At 58.3% G+C, this 23,807-nt stretch carries 19 protein-coding genes; 12 read left to right on the forward strand and 7 right to left on the reverse strand.

The genetic code is table 11. The features are described from left to right. Positions 1-18 precede the first annotated feature (18 nt). Positions 19-1,326: a transporter gene (locus F8N44_RS04315; protein ID WP_093432820.1), complete on the forward strand. Its 1,308-nt coding sequence runs from the start codon at positions 19-21 to the stop codon at positions 1,324-1,326. A gap of 99 nt (positions 1,327-1,425) precedes the next feature. Here F8N44_RS04315 and F8N44_RS04320 read toward each other — a convergent pair whose 3' ends face one another. Then, positions 1,426-2,751 (reverse strand): sigma-54 dependent transcriptional regulator, encoded by a 1,326-nt coding sequence (locus F8N44_RS04320; protein ID WP_150649454.1) that lies wholly within the window; start codon positions 2,749-2,751, stop codon positions 1,426-1,428. 354 nt (positions 2,752-3,105) lie between these two features. Here F8N44_RS04320 and F8N44_RS04325 point away from each other — a divergent pair, with 354 nt between their 5' ends. The 3 genes from F8N44_RS04325 (at position 3,106) to nhaB (ending at position 6,517) form a co-directional block, all read left to right on the forward strand. After that, on the forward strand, positions 3,106-3,372 hold the full coding sequence (locus F8N44_RS04325; protein ID WP_016983763.1) for a hypothetical protein: 267 nt from the start codon (positions 3,106-3,108) through the stop codon (positions 3,370-3,372). Between the two features lie 279 nt (positions 3,373-3,651). Next, positions 3,652-4,941: a hypothetical protein gene (locus F8N44_RS04330; protein ID WP_150649455.1), complete on the forward strand. Its 1,290-nt coding sequence runs from the start codon at positions 3,652-3,654 to the stop codon at positions 4,939-4,941. 73 nt (positions 4,942-5,014) lie between these two features. Beyond that, complete coding sequence (nhaB, locus tag F8N44_RS04335) at positions 5,015-6,517, forward strand: sodium/proton antiporter NhaB (protein WP_150649456.1); 1,503 nt, start codon at positions 5,015-5,017, stop codon at positions 6,515-6,517. A 124-nt stretch (positions 6,518-6,641) separates the two neighbouring features. Here the strand turns inward: nhaB and F8N44_RS04345 are convergent, their stop codons facing one another. From F8N44_RS04345 to gnd, 3 genes are read right to left on the reverse strand one after another with little or no spacing between them, the layout of a single operon-like run. Next, entirely contained in the window at positions 6,642-7,463 is an 822-nt protein-coding gene (locus F8N44_RS04345) for an HAD family hydrolase (RefSeq protein WP_150649457.1), read from the reverse strand. Further along, positions 7,460-8,983 carry a glucose-6-phosphate dehydrogenase gene (zwf, locus tag F8N44_RS04350; RefSeq protein WP_150649458.1) on the reverse strand — a complete coding sequence of 508 codons (1,524 nt, stop codon included), beginning with the start codon at positions 8,981-8,983 and terminating at the stop codon, positions 7,460-7,462. The genes F8N44_RS04345 and zwf overlap by 4 nt, the downstream gene beginning before the upstream one ends. Next, positions 8,980-9,960: a phosphogluconate dehydrogenase (NAD(+)-dependent, decarboxylating) gene (gene gnd, locus F8N44_RS04355; protein ID WP_077572748.1), complete on the reverse strand. Its 981-nt coding sequence runs from the start codon at positions 9,958-9,960 to the stop codon at positions 8,980-8,982. Before gnd ends, zwf begins: the two co-directional genes overlap by 4 nt. Positions 9,961-10,233: 273 nt before the next feature. On the opposite strand from gnd, the gene F8N44_RS04360 reads away from it, so the two are divergent. The 8 genes from F8N44_RS04360 (at position 10,234) to F8N44_RS04395 (ending at position 21,045) form a co-directional block, all read left to right on the forward strand. Then, positions 10,234-10,416 carry a DUF6026 family protein gene (locus F8N44_RS04360; RefSeq protein WP_016983768.1) on the forward strand — a complete coding sequence of 61 codons (183 nt, stop codon included), beginning with the start codon at positions 10,234-10,236 and terminating at the stop codon, positions 10,414-10,416. Between the two features lie 209 nt (positions 10,417-10,625). Beyond that, positions 10,626-12,374: a phosphoethanolamine transferase CptA gene (locus F8N44_RS04365; protein ID WP_150649459.1), complete on the forward strand. Its 1,749-nt coding sequence runs from the start codon at positions 10,626-10,628 to the stop codon at positions 12,372-12,374. Positions 12,375-12,518: 144 nt separating this feature from the next. Then, positions 12,519-14,747, forward strand: a complete 2,229-nt coding sequence (locus F8N44_RS04370; RefSeq protein ID WP_150649460.1) for a TonB-dependent siderophore receptor — start codon at positions 12,519-12,521, stop codon at positions 14,745-14,747. Between the two features lie 253 nt (positions 14,748-15,000). Beyond that, the gene (locus F8N44_RS04375; protein WP_150649461.1) at positions 15,001-16,575 is read left to right on the forward strand and encodes a hypothetical protein; all 1,575 of its coding nucleotides are present in this window, start codon (positions 15,001-15,003) and stop codon (positions 16,573-16,575) included. A 66-nt stretch (positions 16,576-16,641) separates the two neighbouring features. After that, a complete protein-coding gene (locus F8N44_RS04380) occupies positions 16,642-19,563 on the forward strand; it encodes a hypothetical protein (RefSeq protein ID WP_150649462.1) in 2,922 nt (973 codons plus the stop codon). A gap of 474 nt (positions 19,564-20,037) precedes the next feature. Next, positions 20,038-20,322, forward strand: a complete 285-nt coding sequence (locus tag F8N44_RS04385) for a DUF3077 domain-containing protein (protein ID WP_150649463.1) — start codon at positions 20,038-20,040, stop codon at positions 20,320-20,322. Continuing rightward, the gene (locus tag F8N44_RS04390; RefSeq protein WP_150649464.1) at positions 20,319-20,585 is read left to right on the forward strand and encodes a short-chain dehydrogenase; all 267 of its coding nucleotides are present in this window, start codon (positions 20,319-20,321) and stop codon (positions 20,583-20,585) included. Before F8N44_RS04385 ends, F8N44_RS04390 begins: the two co-directional genes overlap by 4 nt. A 250-nt stretch (positions 20,586-20,835) precedes the next feature. Beyond that, the gene (locus F8N44_RS04395) at positions 20,836-21,045 is read left to right on the forward strand and encodes a hypothetical protein (RefSeq protein WP_150649465.1); all 210 of its coding nucleotides are present in this window, start codon (positions 20,836-20,838) and stop codon (positions 21,043-21,045) included. 373 nt (positions 21,046-21,418) lie between these two features. On the opposite strand, the gene F8N44_RS04400 is transcribed toward F8N44_RS04395, so the two are convergent. The 3 genes from F8N44_RS04400 to zapE form a co-directional block, all read right to left on the reverse strand. Continuing rightward, positions 21,419-21,910, reverse strand: coding sequence for a GNAT family N-acetyltransferase (locus F8N44_RS04400; RefSeq protein ID WP_150649466.1), 492 nt, complete (start codon positions 21,908-21,910; stop codon positions 21,419-21,421). Positions 21,911-22,078: 168 nt separating this feature from the next. Further along, the gene (locus tag F8N44_RS04405; protein ID WP_150649467.1) at positions 22,079-22,660 is read right to left on the reverse strand and encodes a DinB family protein; all 582 of its coding nucleotides are present in this window, start codon (positions 22,658-22,660) and stop codon (positions 22,079-22,081) included. Between the two features lie 17 nt (positions 22,661-22,677). Then, positions 22,678-23,793 carry a cell division protein ZapE gene (zapE, locus tag F8N44_RS04410; protein ID WP_150649468.1) on the reverse strand — a complete coding sequence of 372 codons (1,116 nt, stop codon included), beginning with the start codon at positions 23,791-23,793 and terminating at the stop codon, positions 22,678-22,680. Between the last annotated feature and the right edge of the window lie 14 nt (positions 23,794-23,807).

Raw genomic sequence — 23,807 nt, forward strand, 5'->3', positions numbered from 1 at the left:
TAAAGGGACGGCTTATTCATGTATCGATCAGTATCACTGCGTGCCGCTGTTTGTTTGAGCACTCTTCTACCTGCAGCGATGCTGCAAGCGGCACCGGACGCCGACGTAGAAGTCCTGAAACAAGAGCTTCTGGAGCTGAAGCAACGCTACGAAGTACAACAAAAGGCCCTGGCGGTACTCGAACAACGGGTTCGCCAGGTCGAAGATCAACCGGCGGCGCCACCACCCAAAAGGTTGGCCAAGTCGCCGTCGGATATGAAAGGCAATCCAAAAGTGGCCACCGGGACCGGGGCCGCAGCAGCGTCGGGGGGCGCAGCGGGAGGCAGTGGGGCTTCTTACGGGCAATCGCTGGCAGATGATTCACAACCAGCACAGAGTGTGTCCAACCTGTACGACGAAGCCAGTGGTTTCTTCGGCGGTGGCAAATTCAGCTTCGAAACCGGTATCACCTACTCGCGCTACGACACCCGTCAGTTGATCCTCAACGGCTTCCTGGCACTGGACTCTATCTTTCTCGGCAACATCAACCTCGACCGGATCAAGGCCGACACCTGGACCCTTGACCTCACGGGCCGCTACAACTTCGACAATCGCTGGCAGTTCGACCTGAACGTGCCCGTGGTCTACCGCGATTCGACTTATCAATCCGGCGGCGGTAACGGCGGAGCGTCCAACGTCACGACCGAGCAGGACGTGACACGCGATCCAACCATTGGCGACGTCAACTTCGGCATCGCCTACAAGTTCCTCGATGAGTCAGCCAACACGCCGGATGCGGTCGTCACCTTGCGGGTCAAGGCACCCACCGGCAAGGATCCGTTCGGGATCAAGCTGCGCCAGACCGACGCCAACTCCAACCTGTTCGTGCCTGACACCCTGCCCACCGGCAACGGCGTCTGGTCGGTCACGCCGGGGATCTCGCTGGTCAAGACGTTCGACCCGGCGGTGCTGTTCGGCAGCTTGTCCTACACCCACAACCTGGAGGAGTCGTTTGACGACATCAGCTCGACGGTCAACCAGAAAAACCCGGGCAAGGTAAAGATCGGCGACAGCTTCCAGATCGGCGCCGGTATTGCGTTTGCGCTGAACGAGAAGATGAGTATGTCGTTCTCGATGTCTGACCTGGTGCAGCGTAAAAGCAAGCTGAAGCAGGATGGCGGCGATTGGCAATCGGTGGTATCCAGTGACGCCAACGCCGGTTATTTCAACGTCGGCATGACCATTGCGGCCACCGACAACCTGACCATTGTTCCGAACTTGTCGATCGGTTTGACCGACGATGCTCCGGACTTTTCCTTCAGCCTGAAATTCCCGTACTACTTCTAGGTAAAAGCAAAAGATCGCAGCCTTCGGCAGCTCCTACATCGGGTTTGTGTAATCCCTGTAGGAGCTGCCGCAGGCTGCGATCTTTTGACCTTCAGGTACCTAGCGAATCTGGTGTTTATGCAGCAGGCGGTAAAACGTCGGCCGTGACACGCCGAGAACCTTGGCCGCAACACTGAGGTTATCGCTGTGCCGGTTCAACACATCGCACAGTGCCTGGCGCTCGGCGCGGGTCTTGTAATCTTCCAGCGTGCCCATGGGCGTAGCGATCGAATGCTGGCTGATCAACCCCAGATCACGGGCCTCGATCTGCCGACCCTCGGCTAACACCAGACCACGGCGCACACGGTTGGCCAGTTCGCGGACATTGCCCGGCCAGTCATGTTTGCCCATGGCAATCAGCGCGTCTTCGCTGAAACTGCGTGGGCGACGGCCAGTTTCATGGCTGTAAAAGTGGGAAAAGTGATTGGCCAGCATCGACAGGTCACCGTGGCGCTCACGCAACGGCGCGGTGACGACTTGCAGCACGTTGAGCCGGTAATACAGGTCTTCGCGAAAACGCTTCTTCTCGATAGCGGCTTCAAGGTCGACGTGGGTCGCCGCCAGAACGCGCACATCCACCGGGATCGGCTGACTGCCGCCGACGCGCTCGATGTGTTTTTCCTGCAGAAAACGCAGCAGATTGGCTTGCAGTTCCAGCGGCAGATCACCGATCTCATCGAGAAACAACGTGCCGCCATTGGCCGCTTCGATACGCCCGACCTTGCGCTGATGCGCGCCGGTAAACGCGCCTTTTTCGTGGCCGAACAGCTCGGATTGAATCAAGTGCTCGGGAATCGCCCCACAATTGATCGCCACAAACGGTTTGCTGTGACGCTGGGACTGTCGATGCAGCGTGCGGGCGACCAGTTCTTTGCCGGTACCGCTTTCGCCGCGGATCAACACTGGAGATTCGGTGGGTGCCAGTTTGCTGAGTAATTTGCGCAGTTCGCGGATCGGTTTGCTGTCGCCGAGCAGTTCATGTTCTGGCTGATCGACGTGAATCGTGCCCTGCCCGCGCAAACGCGCCATGCCGAATGCGCGGCCGAGGGTGACCTGCACCCGCGATACGTCGAACGGCAAGGTGTGAAAATCAAAAAACCATTCACAGACGAAGTCACCGACGTTCTGTAAGCGCAGAACTTCCTGATTGAGCACGGCGATCCATTCGGTGCCGCTGCGGCTGATCAGTTCTTTAACGGATTCGGGACGTTCGAGGTGAAACGGCTGCAATCGCAGCAAGCCGACATCACAACTGCGATCGGCGGCGTTTTCCAGGGTACAGCTGTCGACATCCCAACCTACGGCGCGTAATCCGGGCAATAAGCGGTGGCAGTCGTCGCACGGATCGACCACCAGTAAACGTCGTAACGCAGGCGCTTCGCTCATGACTGTTCCTTGGCGCCAAATTATTAGAAATGATTGTAAAAACAGTCATTTGGCAGACCCGACTGTAACATTAGCAAGATTTTGACAGGGCCTTGTATCGATTGCTTATAGGTGTACAAGCAAACACGTTATAAGAACGGAAGTTGTTAGTAAGCTATCGACTAATTCCAGCCTTAACCTTTCAAGGAGCTTTCAAAAACCTGTCTGTAAAGCAATGCCATGAAAGAAAGTTGAAATTTCTTTGTTTCCTGTGTGACCTGCCTGCGGGTTCGGTGCATCAGTACAAGTACCAGCCGAACGGTAAGCCCAACCGACGGCACATCACTTGATTGGGCACGACAGAGAGAAAAACCCATGACCGCCCCGCTCCGTATCAACGAAGCTCTTTTGATTGCCAACCACGCGTTCAAACCGTTCCAGTGCGTGGCCTGGGCCCCACAAGACGGCAATGGCGAACTGAGCCTGACCGTGATCGACCGGACCAACTCGCACATCGGTCGCAAACAGATCCCAAGCAGCGCCTACTCCGATCCAGCGCAACTCGAGCAACTGCTGCAGCAGGCTCGTGCTGAACTCAGCGAAGAAGGTTACAGCCTGCAATCCTGGTCGATGCCGCACTAACAGCCGGGCGATGCGGATGACACTCAGGTCATCCGCCCTCCTTTGTTAGTTGTAATCTTTTTAACTCTCCATACTTTTGTACAACTCTTTGCAACGTAGTCAGGCTTAACTGCTTGGCCGGCTTGCTATTGGTTCAAAAAGACACTGTTCTGGCACAGTGCGACCCTCCACCTGTTAGTTCTTACAGTTGTACTTCTTCCTGTTCAGGGATTGAATGTTTCGCTCATGCAGTTACCCCTCCGGTTTCCGGTAAAGGTCAACTCGCAAGGAGATGCGTGCATGTCCACCCTGAACACATTTGCGCTGCCGGCGTTATCGACGTCTGCCGGTCAACTCGATAAAACATTTGCCACCACCGGCATTGCCCAAGTGTATTTCGCTGACAGCCTGTCCAGCCTGACCGAAGACATCGCCCTTGATGCGCAGGGGCGCGTTCTGGTCGCGGCAAAGGTCGGCGTTGCCAACGGCAGTCGATTCGGCTTGGCGCGGATGCTTGCCGATGGCTCGGCGGATCTGACCTTCGGTGTGCAAGGCAGCGTGATCGATACCTTTGCGTCAGGTTTCGAAGCCACCGCCGGCAAAGTTCAGGTATTGCGCGATGGGCGCATCCTGCTCGCCGGTCTGCATTATGAAAACGCTCATCGCACTTTGCCGGCGCTCGCCTTGTTCGATGCACAGGGCAAGCCGGATCCGAGCTTCGGTGACAATGGACGTCAGGTGGTGCGCCTGCCCGGCGATCTATCGATGGGCAGCCGTGATTGCTGGCTGCCGCCGGGCGTACCCGGTGCCGAAGCCTGCGACTTCGTCGTGCAGGACGACGGCCATATTCTGCTGATCGCCAATCACCACTTCGAACTCGCCGACCATGCCGGCATGCTGATTCGCCTCGAGCCCGACGGCCGTCTGGATGAAACCTTCAACGGTCGCGGCTTCGTGATGATTCGCCATCTACTGTTGAACACCTGGCTCAGCAGCCTGCTGTTGCAAGACGACGGGCGGATTGTCGTGGCAGGTTCAATCGACTTTCCGCAGGAGGGGTTGCTCGCGCGCTACCTGCCCAACGGCCGCCTCGATGAGCGTTTTGCCGTGGATGGCTTCATGGCGTTCAAGGCACACGGCCAAAGCGCCCAGGTCAGTCGGGTTATAGAATCTTCAGATGCGCTGCACTGTTTCGGCAGCAGTCGCGACCCGATCCGTTGCATGGCCTACAGCGTGCACACCAACGGTCGCCCGGATCTACACAACCATGGCGGCCAGCCACAATTATTGGAAATCGGCCCCAGCGGCTGCCAATGGAGCGCCGCCCAGCGCATGGCGGACGGCCGCATCATCGCGGTCGGCGCAACCATTGGCGGGATTGAGGCGGATTTTATCGTCGCCCGTTACTGCAGTGATGGCGGTCTGGATCACAGTTTTGGCGACGGCAAAGGTTGGCTGCGCACGCGCCTGGGACGCAGCCTCGATACGGCTAATTCGCTGTCCGTGCAAGCCGATAACGCCATCCTCGTGGGCGGTTATTCGCTGGATGGCAACTATCGGGCAATGGTGGCGCGTTACCTCAATCATTGAAAAACACGGGCTGTACTTGATCTTCCGCAAGGCATCCGGCAACTTGCGCGCTTCTAAAGACAAGGAGCAGCCGATGTCCGGTTCAATGGCCCAGGCGTTCGCGCACAATTTTCTCGGGCAATCGCCACGCTGGTACAAGGCGACCATCGTCGGTTTTCTGATCCTCAATGCGCTGGTGCTGTTCACGGTTGGCCCGGTCGCGGCCGGCTGGTTGCTGGTGATCGAATTCATCTTCACCCTGGCCATGGCGCTGAAGTGCTATCCGTTGATGCCCGGCGGCTTGTTGCTGATCGAAGCGCTGTTGCTGAAGATGACCACGCCACAGGCGCTTTACGATGAGCTGGTGCACAACTTCCCGGTGATCCTGCTGCTGATGTTCATGGTGGCCGGCATCTATTTCATGAAGGATCTATTGCTGTTTCTGTTCTCGCGGCTGCTGTTGGGCGTGCGTTCAAAAGCGGCGCTGGCCTTGATGTTCTGTTTTCTCTCGGCATTTCTCTCGGCGTTTCTTGATGCCTTGACGGTGACCGCTGTGATCATCAGTGCGGCAGTCGGTTTCTATTCCGTTTACCACCGCGTCGCGTCCGGCAACGATCCGCGCCAGGACAGCGAGTTCGCTGACGACCAGAACCTGCCAAAACTGCATCATGAAGACCTGGAACAATTTCGCGCCTTCCTGCGTAGTCTGTTGATGCACGGCGCCGTCGGCACGGCGTTGGGCGGCGTGTGCACACTGGTCGGCGAGCCGCAGAACCTGTTGATCGGCCACGAAATGGGCTGGCACTTTGGTGAGTTCTTCCAGAAAGTCGCGCCGGTTTCGCTGCCGGTGCTGGCGGCGGGTCTAGTCACCTGCGTGTTGCTGGAAAAGCTGCGCTGGTTCGGTTACGGCACGTTGCTGCCGGACAATGTTCGCACCGTGCTGGCCAATTACGCCGCCGAAGACAACGCCGAACGTACGGCGCGCCAACGCGCAGCACTGCTGGTGCAAGGCGCGGCGGCATTGATCCTGATCGGTTGCCTGGCCTTTCACATCGCTGAAGTCGGCCTGATCGGTTTGATGGTGATTGTGTTGATCACTGCGTTTACCGGCATCACCGACGAGCATCGTCTGGGCAGTGCGTTCAAGGACGCCATGCCGTTCACGGCGCTGCTGGTGGTGTTTTTTGCGGTGGTCGCAGTGATTCACGATCAACAGCTGTTTGCGCCGTTGATCCAGTGGGTACTGGCCCTGCCGGTCGAGCAACAACCGGGCATGTTGTTTATTGCCAACGGTTTGCTGTCGGCGATCAGTGACAACGTGTTTGTCGCCACGATCTACATCACCGAAGTGAAACAGGCGTTCCTTGCCGGGCACATGAGTCGCGAACATTTCGAGACATTGGCGATCGCGATCAACACCGGCACCAACCTGCCAAGTGTGGCGACGCCGAATGGTCAGGCGGCGTTTCTGTTCCTGCTGACCTCGGCGATTGCGCCGCTGGTGCGCCTGTCATACGGGCGGATGGTGTGGATGGCGTTGCCGTACACCTTTGTGATGGGGTTGCTGGGCTGGTATGCCGTGAGCTACTGGCTCTAACCAACACCGATTAAAACTGTGGGAGCGAGCTTGCTCGCGAAGAGGCAGTGTCAGACAACAGATTCGTTGAATGACACACCGCTTTCGCGAGCAGGCTCGCTCCCACATTTGGTTTTGCGTGCTTTCAGCGAGGGAGGATGTACTTTTCGATCGCTTCGGCCACGCCATCTTCGGTATTCGGCGCGGTGACCACGTCGGCCTGACGCTTCACCGCCTCCTCCGCCTGCCCCATGGCAATCGACAGGCCTGCGCAATGAAACATCGCCGGGTCGTTGCCGCCATCACCGATCGCAGCGGTCTGTTCCAGTGGAATCCCGAGATGTTCGGCCAGAGTCGCCAGCGCGGTGCCTTTGTTGGCCTCCAGCGCCGTCACGTCGAGATACACCGGTTGCGAACGTGACACTTGCGCCATGCCGTTGACCTTCGGCAACAGTTGCGCTTCCAGTTCGATCAACAGTTCCGTGTTGTTGCTGGTCGCGACAATCTTGTCGATGCGCTCCAGATACGGCTCGAAACTCTCCACCACGACTGGCGGGTAACCGAGGCCGTGCTGTTCGCGCGGCACCATCGGCCCGTGCGGATCCTTGAGCAGCCAATCACCGCCGCTGAACACCCAGATTTCAACGTCCGGTTGATCAGCGAACAGCGCCAGCGCAATCAGTGCAGTGGTAGCCGGCAGGTAATGCGCGACCAGCAAACTGCCATCCGGGTTGACGATAGTGCCGCCATTGAACGCCGCCGTCGGCAAATCAACGCCCAGGGCTTCGATTTGTTGCAGCATGGCTTTCGGTGGTCGGCCGGTGGCGAGGCTGAACAATACGCCGGCCTCACGCAACGAACGCACTGCATTGATGGTGCGCTGGCTCAACGTGTGATCGGGCAGCAACAGTGTGCCGTCCATGTCGCTGAGCAGAAAACGGACAGGTTGTTTCGGCAAATCACTCATCCCAGGCCATGCCAGACGCGACCATCGCGAGTGAGCAAATCTTCGGCGGCTTGCGGGCCGTCTTCACCGGCAGCATAGGTCTGCACGCTCGCGTCCTGTTGCCAGGCATCAAGGAACGGCTGCACAGCGCGCCAGCCGTTCTCGATGTTGTCAGCACGCTGGAACAGCGTCTGATCGCCAGTCAGGCAGTCGTAGATCAAGGTTTCGTACCCCGTCGACGGCTGCATCTCGAAAAAGTCTTTGTAAGCAAAACCCAGTTCGATATTGGCCATGTTCAACGCCGGCCCCGGCCGTTTGGCCAACAGGTCGAACCACATGCCCTCGTTCGGCTGGATCTGGATGCGCAGGTAAGTCGGCTGCAATTCGTCGACTTCGGTATCGCGGAACTGCGCATACGGCGCCGGTTTGAAGCAGATGACAATCTCGGTATCACGCACGCTCATGCGCTTGCCGGTGCGCAGATAGAACGGCACGCCGACCCAACGCCAGTTGTCGATCATCACCTTCAGCGCGACGTAGGTTTCAGTGTTGCTGTCTGGCGCGACGTTGGCCTCTTGGCGATAACCGCTCAGAGGCTTGCCGTCGACTTCGCCTGCGCTGTATTGGCCACGAACCGAATTCGCTCGCGCCTCTTCAGTCGTCCAGGGACGAATCGCGCCAACCACTTTGGCCTTCTCGCCACGCACCGCATCCGCGCCGAACGCCGCCGGCGGTTCCATGGCAACCATGGCGAGCAACTGGAACAGGTGATTGGGCACCATGTCGCGCAGGGCGCCGGTGTGTTCGTAAAAACTGCCACGGGTTTCGACGCCGACGGTTTCCGCGGCGGTGATCTGCACGTGGTCGATGTAGTGATTGTTCCAGAACGCTTCGAACAAGCTGTTGGAGAACCGGCTGACCAGAATGTTCTGCACGGTTTCCTTACCCAGATAATGGTCGATCCGATAGATCTGCTTCTCGGACATCACCTTGAGCAAACAGGCGTTCAACGCTTCGGCGGTGTGCAGATCGGAGCCGAACGGCTTCTCGATCACCACCCTTCTGAATGCTTCGGGGGTTTCTTCCAACAAACCGGCGCTACCGAGTCGGCGCACCACTTCGCTGAAGAAACGCGGCGCGGTGGCCAGGTAGAACACCGCATTGCCGGTGCCACTGTCGGCGATTTTCGCCGCCAGCGCGGAATAAGTGCTGTCGTCCAGGAAGTCGCCCTGGACGTAGCTGATACCTTTGGCGAGCTTGGCCCACAAGGCCGGATCCAGCATCTGATCGCCCTTGCCGACTTTCGCCGCCACTTCGGTACGGATGAAGTCTTCGAGCTTCTGCGCGAAGGCCTCATCGGTAATGGCGTTGTGGTCAACGCCAACGATCCGCAGATTGTCGTCAAGCAAGCCGTCGCGACTGAGGTTGTACAGCGCCGGCATCAGCAAGCGCTTGACCAGGTCGCCGTGGGCACCGAACAAAAACAGCGTGGTCGGTGGTGCGGGTTCTGCCTTGGATTTTCTGCGGATCGTATGGGTCATTTCTTCGGTGTCTCCACATGGCCGCCGAAGCCGAAGCGCTGGGCCGAAAGAATCTTGTCGCCAAACGTGCCCTGACCGCGCGAACGGTAGCGCGAGAACAGCGAGTTCGACAGCACCGGTACCGGCACCGCTTGTTCCATGGCCGCTTCGATGGTCCATTGACCTTCGCCGCTGTCGGCGACGGAACCGGAGAAACCGTCGAGCTTCGGATCGCTGGCCAGTGCATCGGCGGTCAGGTCCAGCAGCCACGAAGACACCACGCTGCCACGACGCCACACTTCAGCAATGTCAGCCACGTTCAGGTCGAAACGCTGATCTTCCGGCAGGCGCTCGCTGGATTTGGTCTTGAGGATGTCGAAGCCCTCGGCGAACGCGGCCATCATGCCGTACTCGATGCCGTTGTGAATCATCTTCACGAAGTGCCCGGCACCAGCAGGACCGGCGTGGATGTAACCGTGCTCGGCACGATGATCTTCAGACTTGCGATCCTTGGTGCGCGGGATGTCACCCATGCCCGGCGCCAGTGCGGCAAACAGCGGGTCGAGGCGCTGCACGGTTTCAGCGTCGCCGCCGATCATCATGCAATAGCCGCGCTCCAGGCCCCAGACGCCGCCGGAAGTGCCGACGTCGATGTAGTGCAGGCCCTTTTCGGCCAGGGTCTTGGCTCGGCGAATGTCATCCTTATAGTTGGTGTTGCCGCCGTCGATGATGGTGTCGCCGGCTTCGAGCAAAGTGCTCAGGGTGTTGATGGTGTCTTCGGTGGGTGCGCCGGCCGGCAGCATGACCCATACCGCACGCGGTTTGGCCAGGCCGGCAACCAGTGCCGGCAAGTCGGCGACGCCGGTGGAGCCCTCGGCGACCAGGTTATCGATGAAAGCGGTATTGCGGTCGTAAACAACGGTGGTGTGACCGTTGAGCATCAGACGTCGCGCAATATTGCCGCCCATGCGGCCCAGTCCAATAATCCCGAGTTGCATGTGCTGATGCTCCTTACTACAAATAAATGTGTGTCATTGGTTATAGCCCAACGCGACTGATGGAGGTTAGTCCAGAGCGTTGCGATGAAGTTTCCGGGCATTGTGCCCGATCCAGACTGATAACGCCCCGAATCCTGCTGAAGACACACCGACCATGAAAAATAAAAAAGTTCCATTCGCAGGCAAAAGAAATCAAAATCGGCGCCGATAGTAAGTCAGCAGCCCAAATCGGGCGCGACCTACAGTTGATGCACGCCATTTGTGAGGTGAGCAATGGGCACAGTACACACAGCAATGCCGCCACAAACCCTGTACGTGACGATTCGTCGCGATGAATTGCGTCAGTTGAAAGACGAACGCGACCAGTTGAAGCAGGAGCTGGCGCAACTGCGCCTGTTGACCCAGGGTGCGCAACCGCAACCTTTGCCGGTCGTTCAGCGTCATCCCCACGCCTGATCCCCCGCCTGATTCGGGAACGGCAGCGGCTGTTCCCGACGCGCTACCCTCTGGCCGCATGCCCCACGGCAAAAGCGCCGCTTAACAAAACTTTCACATTCTCTTCGTGATACTCCGCCCCATTCTGGCCGTACCTGCGCGTACGGCCTCCGTTCGTCGGCTTCATGGATGTTCCGGCGGTGGTTGTAACGAGTGAGTTGGAGCGCCGAATGGCATTGTTCAAACGCAGCAAAACGACTGCGACAGGTTTCGACTGGGCCGGTTTTCTCTGGCTGTTTGTATTCTTCTGGTACTTCTCGGGTATCACCCAACTGCTGATCCAGCTGACCGGCACCTCCGGCTTCACCGGGTTCCGTCAGGCGTTCGTCATGAGCGCGATCTGGCTGGCGCCGATGCTGCTGTTCCCCAAACGCACCAAACTGCTCGCCGCCATCATCGGCGTGGTGTTGTGGGCTTGCTCGATGGCCAGCCTGGGCTACTTCTTCATCTATGAGCAGGAATTCTCCCAGAGCGTCATCTTCATCATGTTCGAGTCGAACGTGTCCGAAGCCGGCGAGTACATGACCCAGTACTTTGCCTGGTGGATGGTGCCGGCGTTCCTCGCGCACACCGCGTTCGCTTACTTCCTGTGGACTCGCCTGCGCCCGGTGTACATGCCCCGTGGCCGCGCATTCGTCGCAGCAATGGCCATTCTGATTGCAGTGATCGGTTATCCGCTGGTCAAGCAAACCCTGCGCATGGGCACTTTCGCCCAAGGCTTCGAGAAATTCGAAACCCGCATCGAACCGGCGGTGCCATGGCAGATGGTCGTGGCTTATCACCGTTATCAGGAAACCCTCGCCGACATGCAGGGCATGCTGCACAACGTGAGCAAGATCCCGCCGCTGAAAAATCTCAAGGATGCCTCGGCCGATCAGCCGAAGACCCTGGTGCTGGTCATCGGTGAATCGACCAACCGCCAGCGCATGAGCCTCTACGGTTATCAGCGCAACACCACGCCGGAACTGGACAAGCTCAAGGATCAACTGGCGGTGTTCGATAATGTCGTCACCCCGCGCCCGTATACCATCGAAGCATTGCAGCAAGTGCTGACCTTCGCTGACGAAGAAAATCCGGATCTGTACCTGTCGACGCCGTCGCTGGTCAGCATGATGAAACAGGCAGGCTACAAAACCTTCTGGATCACCAACCAGCAGACCATGACCAAGCGCAACACCATGCTCACGACCTTCTCCGAGCAGGCCGACGAACAGGTGTACCTGAACAACAACCGCAACCAGAACGCCGCGCAATACGATGGCGACGTCATCGAGCCGTTCAACAAGGCGTTGACTGACGCGGCACCGCGCAAGCTCATCGTTGTGCATTTGCTCGGCACGCACATGAGCTACCAGTACCGCTATCCGCCGACGTTCGACAAGTTTCAGGACCGCAACGGCGTACCACCGGGTGTGCGTGACGACCAGGTACCGACCTACAACAGCTACGACAACGCCGTGCTGTACAACGACTTCGTGGTGTCGAGCCTGATCAAGGATTACGCCAAATCCGATCCGAACGGCTTCCTGCTGTACCTCTCGGATCACGGTGAAGACGTGTTCGACTCGGTCGGCCACAAGACTTTGGGCCGCAACGAAAACAAACCGACCGCGCCGATGTACACCATCCCGTTCATGGCCTGGGCTTCACCGAAGTGGAAAGCCAACCACGACTGGAACTTTGCCGCAGACCTCGATCGCCCGTACAGCAGCTCACACCTGATCCACACCTGGGCCGACCTCGCCGGTTTGAGTTTCGATGAACTTGACCGCAGCAAGAGTCTGGTCAGTGACAGCTTCAAGGTACGGCCACTGCTGATCGGCGACCCGTATCAGACCGATCAGCGTGCTTTGATCGACTTCAGTTTGATGAAGCCGAAGAAGCCCGAAGCCGCCGTCGCAGACGCGTCAGAACAGTAAAACCAAAGGGGCCCTGAAAGGCCCCTTTTTCATGCTCGACACACCTTCAAATAATAATATTTCTCGTTTGATACTAAATCCCCGTCCCACGCCTCGTCTTTGAACAAACGGAATTTTTCCCTCGAAGACAAGGAGTCGGCTGCGATGTTCGCGCCCATTACCCGTTCCATGACCCTCACCCTCGGCCTGTGCAGCGCTGCCTTCAGCGCCGATCTGCTGGCTGAAAGCGAAGCCGAAAAGCCGCTGAAACCCAGCAACACAGCGCTGGAGCTGGCCGAGACCAACGTCAGCGCGCAAGGCCTGGGCAACACCACCGAAAACACCGAGTCTTACACCACCGGCGCGATGAGCACCGCTACTCGCCTGAACCTGTCGATCAAGGAAACCCCGCAATCGGTCTCCGTGATCACGCGGCAGCAGATGGATGATTTCAAACTCGGTACATTGTCCGAGGCCATGCGCCAGACCACGGGCATTGTCGTGCAGCATCTGGATTCCGATCGGGTCAGCTATTCGTCGCGCGGTTACGCGATCAACAACTTCCAGATCGACGGGATGCTCAACACCTTCGATCGCATGAAGTCCGATTCCGACACGATCATTTACGACCGCATCGAGGTGGTGCGCGGTGCCACCGGGTTGACCACGGGCGCAGGTGATCCATCAGCGACCATCAACATGGTGCGCAAACGCCCGACCGCCCAATGGCAAGCGCTGGCCGGGGTCAGTGGTGGCAGTTACGACAATTACTACAGCTACGTCGACGTCGGCGGGCCGTTGGCTTTCGACGGTCGTCTTCGCGGGCGCACGGTATTGGCCTATCGCGACAACCAGTCGATCAAAGACAAATACGCGCTGCAACGGGAAGTCGGATATGGCGTGCTGGAAGCCGATCTGACTGACTCTACCGTACTGGCGGTCGGTTACGACTACCAGAACAAGCATGTGCAAGGTTCGTCCTGGGGCACCGTGCCCTACTGGAATGCCGATGGCAGCAAGGCCGGTCTGGGGCGTTCGACCAACATGGCGACGTCGTGGAGTTCCTGGCCGCTACAGGACAAAACCGCGTTTGCCACTCTCGATCAGCAACTGGCCGGCGGCTGGCGCCTGAAAGCGGCGTACACCCACCGCGACAGCAATACCGACGGCAAGGTCTATTACGCGGGCACCGGATATCCCGAGCCCGACCGCTGCGGCATGAGCGCCTACACCTCGCACATGATCGGCACGCAGAAAATGCAGGCGTATGACTTCAATGTCTCCGGCCCCTACTCGCTGCTGGGCCGCGAGCACGAAATGATGTTCGGCTACGGAGAGGCCGAGCGCCGCTCGAACTCTCCGTACACCATTGCCAGCCCCCGCCCCAGAGGTTACGGGACTATCCGCGACTGGAAATACATGGGCGATATCGCCAAATTCAGCGACACCGTCACCGATCTCACCGGCGCCAAGGACGATACCCGGCAGAAAGCCGGATACATCGCCACGCGCCTGAGCCTGACCGATGAACTGCACGCAGTGCTGGGCAGTCGCTACGGCAGCTGGCAAGCCTCCAGCACCACCAACAGTTACAACGCCAGCCGGCAGCTGAGCAAGGTCGATTACACCAGTCAGAAACAGAACGACGTCTGGACGCCTTACGCCGGGCTGCTGTATGACCTGACCCCGGAATACACGGTGTACGTGAGTTACACCGACATCTTCAAACCCCAGGGCAACCGCGACAAGAATCGCAAGTACATCGACCCGGTGGTGGGTAAAAACCATGAGCTGGGCCTCAAGGGCAGTTTGCTCGAGGAACGCCTGAATCTGTCCACGGCGCTGTTCTGGAGCAAGCAGGATAATGTCGCTGAAGTGGACAACTCGGTGCCAGCGGATCCGGTTACCCGCGAACAGTTCTACAAGTCCGGCGGCAAGGGCAACAAAGTCAACGGCTTTGAAGCTGAAGTGTCCGGGGAAATTCTTCGTGGCTGGAACATGACTGCCGGATACACCTACACACACTCGGTCGACGGCAAAAGCGAGCGCACCAACACCAATCAGCCGATGAACCTGTTGCGTGTGTCCACCGCGTATCGTCTGCCGGGCGAATGGCAAGCGCTGACCGTGGGCGGCGCGGTGAACTGGCAAAGCGATATGTATGGCATCGCGCCCCGACCGGTTGGCCTCGACACCGAAGAGACGCGCATCAACCAGAGCGCCTACACCGTGGTCAACCTGATGTCGCGGTATGAGTTCGACAGGCACCTGTCAGCATCGCTGAACGTCAACAATCTGTTCGACAAGAAATATTACGACAATGTCGGCTTCTACGACGGCGTGTATTGGGGAGATCCGCGCACGGTGACGGTGAGTCTCGACTGGAAGCTTTGACACATAGGTTGAAGGCATTTTGATTGACTCGACCGTCACGAGAACGGGAGCCTCACGCGTATTGGCAACCGCTAAAAGCTGCGCATAGAAAAATGCGCAGCTTTTCTGGTTTTGGTGACCCGCCGGAACACTGCGCGGTACGCCAACCGCTCGTCGGATAACGGCCTGTACCTGTAATTTCTGACAGTAGCCAAACGATCCCCCCCCGCCCTGTAATGGCTCCCAGGTATTTCATCTTCAGGGAGCGACACCCATGGCTGGCAGGACGAATGAGTTTTCGAACGTCAACGCGCAACTCTACCCCTTGAAGTTCCTCGCTGGTGTCTCTCCGATTACCAGTGACCCGGCCCCGCCCCCCGAGGTGCCCGTGGTGGGATTACCGCACTCCGCTTTCACCGGGCTGAACGCCACGACCATTGCTCGCGTTGACCCGCCGATGGATGAGTACATAGCAGTACTGCTTTATCTGGAGACCTCGGGCGCCCCCCTGCTGATCGAGCGAAAAGTGCCGGACGATTTCAACGCCCCCACGATGTTCGATGTGGCCCAATCATTGTTCGCGGAAGGGCTGAACAGTTTTTACTATGTCATCGAACGGGCCAGCGGCAACGAGGGCGGATCGACGCCTTCATGGGCGCTCTACAACAACCATCTACCCGGTGGCAATGAAGTTCCCGGTAGCGGTGACCACCCTTTTCTGGCGCTCAGTCTCCCTGCTGAATTAGGCAACCCACCACAGATTGGCAAGGAGGACGCGGCCAACGGCGTTGCTCTCACGCTGTCTTTTCCCTTCGGGCAGCCTTACGACAAAGTCCTGCTGGAACTCAACGGCCAGTTTTTCCCTGTCACATGCGCAGAAAAGGACCAGCCCTTAGTGATTGTTCTGACCCAGACCATGCTGGAGCAGGCAGGCAATAACCCGCATTTCGAAATTCGCTACACCGTGATTTCCCAAGTGAACAACCCCACCGCCAATCGACGTAAATCGGCCGCCCTGATAGCGGATGTCGATCTGCAACGCTCATCGCTGGTCGCGCCGATCCTGCGAGAGGATCCGGAAGACGACAGCGATGACCCGCACATCATTGATCGCGACGAACTCCAGGGGCGTGACCTGTCGGTCATTGTGCTGGCAAGTGCTCCGGCATTTCAGGCCGACGACACCGTGAGTGGCACCGTAACGGTCACACCGCCCGGCACTGTGCTGCCACTGAGCGGCGTGATCGAAAGCGAACCGGACGGCACGTTGAAGCGCTGCATCATGCAAGTAGCCAACCAGCAAATCATCACCGGCAGCGAAGTGCGGGCAGTGTACGAATTGACGCGCGCCGGTGTGCCGGTGGGTCGCTCCAACACGGCGACCGCGCGTGTCACGGGTTCTGGTGACCTGCCCGGTGATGGACAGATCGCTGCACCCGGTTTTCCGGTGGTCAACACCAACGGCGCGATTGGCCTGGACCAACTCGTCGAAGGCCCCGAGGGTCTGCATAACCCGGTTCGGGTCACCCTGGATTACACCCACGCAGCAATCGGTGATGCCATCGAGCTGTTTTTTGTCGGCTACGACACGCTGAACATTGGCGGCAATCCGGTTCCCAATGCCGCCTATAACCCGCAGCCACCCTACGCCTTGACTGAAGCGGATATCAGCCGTGGCCACTACGACTTCGCCGTGCCCGCCCGACATCACTTTGCGGTGTGCAGCCGTGGCAGCGTGGAGGCCTGGATCATTGCCAGCAATGCGAGCGGCTCGACGCAATCGCTCAAGAAACGCGTGAACTGTGACGTGAAAAAACCGGGTGAAAGTACTTGTCCGGAAAACTTCTGAGTATCAACTGCCGAATCCCGCGCGGCTTGCTGCCCGGACCGTTCAATACTTGAAAGGAATGCAATCATGACTATTCAAGAAGTGCCTGTTTCCGAGTTGCACCAGAGCTTTCCCCTCGCACTAAACCCGCCGACCATTCCTGCCGCCGTCGCTAACGGCGGCCTGCGCTGGCAAGACCTCAATGATCCGAGCAGCCCCGTGCAAGTGCAGATCGTTTTGCAGCCGGGCAGCGTCCTGTTGAATGATTTCATCGACCTGATGTGGCTAGGAAAACGGGTTGCCGGCGATGCTGTCAACGCCGACCACCTGAGCACCGGTATCGTCACCTTGAGTGTCGCCCCGGCAGACATCCTCGAACACCCTGACGGTCTGCATACCGTTGAATACACCGTCACGGCCGCTATCGGCGATCAGACTGAGCCCTCCCCTCCGGCTACCGTCAAGGTCAAACGGCTGCTGCCCGGCGGCAACACCGGCGACGATGCCGGTACTGAATACATCAACGAAAACCTGCAAGCCCCGACCGGTATTCCGGCACTGATTGACGACGCCATTGCCGAGCTCGGCATTACGGTAACCGTACCCGCTTACGAAAACATGGCGGTCGGCGACCTCCCGCAACTGGACTTTGGCGGCCTGCGCATTCCCCACGCGCCGTTGACCGAGGCTGAAGTCGGCCGGCCAGTCACATTCAGGGTGGAAAAAGCCACGCTGATCGCCGCTCCCGGGCGAGTCATCGTGCGCTACGACATTCGTGATGTGGTCAATAACTGGTCGCGCTGGTCACTGCACGCCAGCACCGACGTCGAGGCCGGCGAAAACCTGCTGGCCGCGCCGCGGGTACTCGATGCAATCGGCGGCGAAATCGACCTTGCTCGCCTGGGCGATAAAGATGCGCGAGTGCAGACCCCCGTGTTTAGCGAGCGCATGTCACTGGGCGACCTCGTGAAGTTGACCTGGGCCGGAGTTACCGCCGTAGGTTTACCCGTCGAGGTACAGCTCGAAAAAAAGGTCGAGGAAGAAGACATTGGCTGGCCGCTGGACTTCAACATCCCCAACGACAAGGTGCGGGCCATCGCTCAGGGCAATGCCGTGGTTCGCTATGAAGTCACATTTCTCTCCGGCTCCAGACTTTCTTCGCGACGCACCACCGTTGCGGTCATCGGGCAGGTTGAGTTGCTTCCCGCCCCGATCGTCGCTGGTGTCGTCGGTGATGTGCTGGACCCGACCAGCCTGCCGCCCGAAGGCGCCTTGGTACGCATCGACAAACACTTTCTGATCAACGCCGGCGATACCCTGCTCTTGCTATGGGAAGGCAAAACCGCCAATGGCACCTCGTTGACTCACAGCATTCCCATTCCGGTAACCGGCAGCGGCGCGGAAAACGGCGTCGAGCGCCGGGTACCGCTGATTTACATCACGCCCCTGCAAGGGGGCACGGTCACGGTGAGCTTTACCCTGAACAAAAACGGCGGCGCCAGTTTGCAGTCGGACAAATTGCCCTTGCAGGTCAAAAGCCTTGGCGTCAATTTGCCCAAGCCCACCATTGACTACGCCCAAGGTGAAACTCTGGATCCGGAGGCCGTGCCGGCTGACGGCACAACAATAAGAGTCAATTACACGATGGAAACCGGTGACCGTATCGACGCGCACCTGGATGGCGTGTTGGACTTCACCGATTGGTTTCCTGTTCCGGCCAACTGGAACAGCAAGGAAGTCGAGTTCCTGGTCGACAAAAACTATGTCGACCTGAACAAAGATCAAAATGTGCAGGTGTTCTACATCGTTACCCGTGGCGGGCAACCGTTGCCGCCCTCGGAAAAGCAATCGCTATTGATCGGCAGCGCGGTGGAGTTGGAGCCACCTCGCATCAAAGAGGCCAACGGCAACAGCCTCAATCCATTCGCGGCCAAAGACACGCTCACAGCGGTGGTCACCGTCGACCAGAGCATGATCGGCGCGCAACTGAACGTCACCTGGGCCGGTACAGCGGGTGGCGGCAGCAACACCACAACACCTGTACCCGTTACGGCTCTTGGAGATATGGACATTCCACTGCCCAACTCGGTGGTGGCTTTCAACCTCAACAAACCGGTATCGGTGATCTATAACGTCATCCGAAACGGCACTCCAAAGCCCTCGAAGCCGTTGATTCTGGCGGTACAACCCATTGCCGATGGTGACCCGAATCTGCCGACACCCACCATCGACGGCGCAGTGGGTAATACACTGGATGTGAGGCAAGTGGATGACTCTGCACAATTACGCATCGACGAATGGTTGCTGCAGGCTCTGAATCAAAACACTTGGCTGGACTACAAAGGAACTGACAAAAACGGCAATGCAGTAGAACTTTTACTCTTGGCCGGTGCCGCGCACCAGCAGGCATCGGGCTTGGTTACTGCTGCGCGGGTTGCCTGGTTACGGGAGCTCAAGGATGGGAGTGCGTTGACGATTACGTTCAGGGTGAATTTTGACAAGGTATCCAATGCAAGTAATGCGGTCAGTTTTCCACAGGCGAGATTGACAATACGCAATCTCCTAGTGGGAGGGTCTGAAAACTGGAATGATGAACCTCTAAGAAGGCTTCCCCTAAACGTGATTACAAAATTTAAAAGTGGGCTGGAAATCACCCCCACGGTTGATTATGGGGACGGAACTTATATCATTACATGGTCTTCCCCCCCGACTGTAAATGCATTGGGTATTTATGAAATGTGCAGGACAAGATTCAAGTTGGCAGAAGACTATGTCTCCAATATTTCAATTACTCTTCGTATTGAAGAATCGTCCAACCCACACAAGATTCGTTTCTATGATCGAGAAGTACTCATAGAGGAGCTCAATCTTCCGGCCACAGTCCCCGCTGGGCCATTTAATTACAAGGCGCCAATAGGCAGGCGGTTCAATTTTTTCGAAATCTGGACCGTGAATTCATCAGCATTCCGTCCGGGCATGTTTATTATTGAGTTAAAATGGTTTGACTAGTCCAACAATGGAGAAGTAAACGAGGCTAGACCACAGCATCTAACCTTCTGATCAAAGATCGCGGTCTTCGGAAATTTCTAACCAATTTGGTTTAGGAAACTCCCGCAGACTGCGATCTTTTGTGTTGGAGCAAACTTTCGGGTTATCGAAACGCGTAGCTTTGCGCCTACAAGGAATCTCGGCAAACTCCGGTTAAGTGCAGCGGTTGACTCCTCTACCTTCACTCCCTATCCTCGCGCCTGTCACGACTCATTCGTGATCGGGTTTGACGGCTCGGCGGTTTTAAGGTGTGCATTGCTCTCCAACTTTGCTAGCGCGCTCGCGTGCTCGAAACAAAGCTAAATGGTGACTGTGTGCGGGGCACTTTCGAGTGCGCCGGGTACCTTAGACCGGTCCGTCAACCTGCGCACAGTTGCCACCCATTCGTTTGACGGCGATCTGGTGGCAGCTCTAGATGACTAAGGAGCTACACCGATGACCGATCCAACCACAAAATCCACAGCCTTCGCCCCCTGCGACCATGTCGCCAACCACCTCTTTACCGTCCAACCCGACATCCCCCTCCTCGACGCCCTCGAACACGCTTCCGTTTACCTCAACTGCGCCGAAGCCCTCGCCCACCAAGCCCCCACCGCCACCCGCCCGGAACACAGCGGATCACTCCAATGGGCCAGCCAGCAAATGCTCGTCACCGCCCGCGCACTGGTGCTGGCCTGCGTCGCCGGTTTGCACGCCGCGCAGACCGGAGGTGAAGCATGAGTTCGCACATTTCGATGACTCACAACGAGGACAGTATTCCGGTTTTACTGGTCTCGACCGAAGCCCCGCTGGATGTCTTGCACAGCAGCGCGGCCAGTCGGTTTCTGGCGGTGACGCAGATGATGGAAAGTCTGGCGAGCCTGGATATCTCGTCCGCCAAGGGTGCCGATGTGCAGCAACTGGCCCATGCGGCGGCGATGTTGCTGCGTGATGGCTGTGATGTGATGGACGTGTTGGGCCGGCAGATTCGTTTGCGGACCTGATACAGGCAAGATCAATCGATCGCAGCCTTCGGCAGCTCCTACCGAAACCGGTGTAGACGCTGCCGATCATTACCACAGCCTTTGAACAGCTCGACGTCCGATGTGCACCGCGGGTCAGGTGTGGCGTCGCAACATGCTGCAAAACCTAAACTGAACGGGCGTTAACCCCGTGTTAATTCATGCCACCCAGACTCTCTTCCGAGATCTGCTTCATGGACGAACGGCTCCCACTTGTTCAGTAGGAGGCACCATGAAAATCGCTACCGTAATCCTTGCCGGGCTGTTTGCCCTGGGTTCTGCCAGCGTCTTCGCCGAAGGCGGCGCTGAGCGCATGCGGTATTACTACGACAACTTCCCGGTTCACCACGCCCAGAGCGCGCAGCAGAGCGACGCCAACGCGAAAGAAATTCGCGTTCCCGCCGACCAGACCGCGCAAGTGACCGAGTCCTATCGCGACTGAGATTGACCGAGCAACCGATGGACCTCCTGTGGCTCCGCTCTGGCCTGGGAGAAGACAGCTTGGCGCCCTGATTGGGGCGCCTTTTTTTTGGGGTTCATACAGTCGGTTAGTCAGGATTGGATGTCCGCCTTTTCATTTGTGGTGAATTCGCCCCTCATCGGAACGCCGCCCGCCCAGCCCTCTCCCGAGGGAGAGGGAGCTGTTTTGTGGTTTTTTCAGGATCGCCGTTTGCCTGTAGGCAGGTTTGGCGTTTGATTTGTGGGGTTTTCAAACCTGAGTTCGGCTCGATATTTCAGGTCGGTGTACCTCGCCAAAACACCTCGGTCAGTCCCCTCTCCCTCGGGGAGAGGGTTAGGGTGAGGGGCTTCTAGGCCTACAGACTCTTGATCCAGAACAGCATGCGCCCGTAATCCGGGTCGAACATGCCCGGTGCGAACCCGAACTTGCTGTAGGAGCCCTGCGCCACGGCGTTGCCTTCCAGCACTTCAAGGGTGATCTTGCAGCAGCCACGCTGGCGGGCGATTTCCTCGACTTTCTGCAGCATTTTCTGGCTCAGACCGAGGCCGCGGAACTGTCCCACCACTGCCACGTCGTGAACGTTGACCAGCGGTTTGCAGGCAAACGTGGAAAACCCTTCAAAGCAGTTCACCAGCCCCGCCGGTTCGCCACCGACAAAGGCCAGCACGCTGAACGCATGCGGTCGCCGGGCCAGTTCTTCAGGCAGCCGACGCAGCAGATCAGGGTCAAGCGAATGACCGCCGCCCATAGGGTCTTCAGCATAATGATTGAGCACAATACCGATGGCCTCGGCGTGCGTTGGATTGCTGTAGCTGGCTTGAAGTACAAGAATCTCTACGGAATCCATTTCCATCCCCGAACACACAAAAGCCCCGGCACGCAAAGTGCGCACTGAAAGGCCGTTTGACCTTAGCGCGGGGGTGATCCGGCGGGCAACCCGCAAGATCGCAGCCTTCGGCAGCGCCTACAGGTAATCAGATGCAGGAGCTGCCGAAGGTTGCGATCCTTTGCTTGGTCAGTGCCCCCAGATCAGTTCCTCGGTCCAGCCGAGTTCGGCAAAATCTTCGGCACGCAAAGCACTCTCACCGACACAGAAGAATTCATCCAGTTGCGGCGGTTTCACCGACGTGCCGCTGAGCATCGCATGCACCTGGCCACGGTGATGAAGCTGATGCTCGAACAGGTGCGAAAGCATGCGCAAACGACTGTCGTGCTGCGGCGTATCGCGGGCGATGGTGACGATTCGGGCCAGATCGGCATCGCGCAGTTGCTCGCAATAGGCGATCAGGCGGCGATCAACGTGCGCCTGCTCTTCGCGCAAATGCGTGGCGTCGGTAAACGGTTCGTCCACGTTGAAAAACACATAACAGTCAGGATGCGGCTCAGCCCCGCGCAACTCGCGTTCCAGTGCATCGACGTAGAACCAGTCACAGGTGAGGATGTGATTGAGAGTCAGACGAATGCTCGGGAAGACACTCACCCGGGGCGCGGCCAGATCTGCCGCTTCGAGCTGGCTCCAGGCCTTGGCCAGACGATGATTGGCCCAGGCATTCTGGTAAGCCATCGTCAGCAGATGATGGGAAAGCGGTTGGCTCATGTCGGCGCCCTCTTCACTCAAGCTTCGGCAAAGCGCTGCAGCTGCATCTCCTGCAAGCGGCTGAGGGTGCGGCGGAACGGGAATTCCAGATAACCCTCGGTGTACAGCGCATCCATTGGCACTTGCGCCTCGATATACAGCGGCACCTTGCGGTCATAGCACTCGTCGACCAGCGCGATGAAACGCCGCACGCCATCGTCGTGGACCGACAGTTGCGGCAACTCGCGGTCACCCGCCACCACCCGCTGCGCGCCGTCTTCGGTGCCACGCGCGATGCGCCCTTCGCGTTTCTGTGCGCTGAGATTGGGTACTTCGCTCAACAGAATAGCCGTGTAGCGGTCGCACAGTGCGATGAAATCCATGGCGGCGAACGGTTGCTCGCAGAGATCCGCATAGCGACACCACAACACCGTTTCACTGGCCTGCACCACGCTCAACCGGCGATGCCCGACCGCCACCGGTTCGCGACTGGCCGATTGCCCGGCGGTCAAAGCCTGAAAGACATCGTCAAGCGCACTGAGCGAGGACGTGGCCACAAAGTAACGTTGCAGACCCGCGCCAGGATGCAGTCGATGATCCTCGGCACCATTCACCGCGACCACCTGCATATGCGCCTTGATCGCGGCAATCGCCGGGACAAAACGGTCGCGGTTGAAGCCATCGGCGTACAGCTCATCCGGCGGCAGATTGGACGTGCAAACGATGACCACGCCTTCATCGAACATCACCTGAAACAGCCGACCAAGAATGATCGCGTCACCAATGTCGTTGACGAACAGCTCATCGAAGCACAGCACCCGTACCTCGGATGCCAGCTCCTTGGCCAGCGCGCGCAACGGATCGGCAATCCCGGTCAACTGGAACGAGCGCTGATGCACCCACCCCATGAAGTGATGAAAGTGTTGCCGTCGCGCCGGCACCCGCAGGCTCTGATAGAACTGATCCATCAGCCAGGTCTTGCCACGCCCGACCGGCCCCCACAGATAAACGCCGGTGACCGAACGGGCACCGGCGTGCAGGGCTTCGTGGCATTTTTGCAGCGCCCAGACCGCGTGTTCCTGGGCTTCATCCTGGATGAAGCCCTTGTGTTGAACGGCGTGTTGCCAGGCGCTGAGGGGGGAGTCGAAAGTCATGCGCGGCAGTATGC

This window comes from Pseudomonas fluorescens (assembly GCF_902497745.1).
Classification (GTDB): domain Bacteria; phylum Pseudomonadota; class Gammaproteobacteria; order Pseudomonadales; family Pseudomonadaceae; genus Aquipseudomonas; species Aquipseudomonas fluorescens_BM.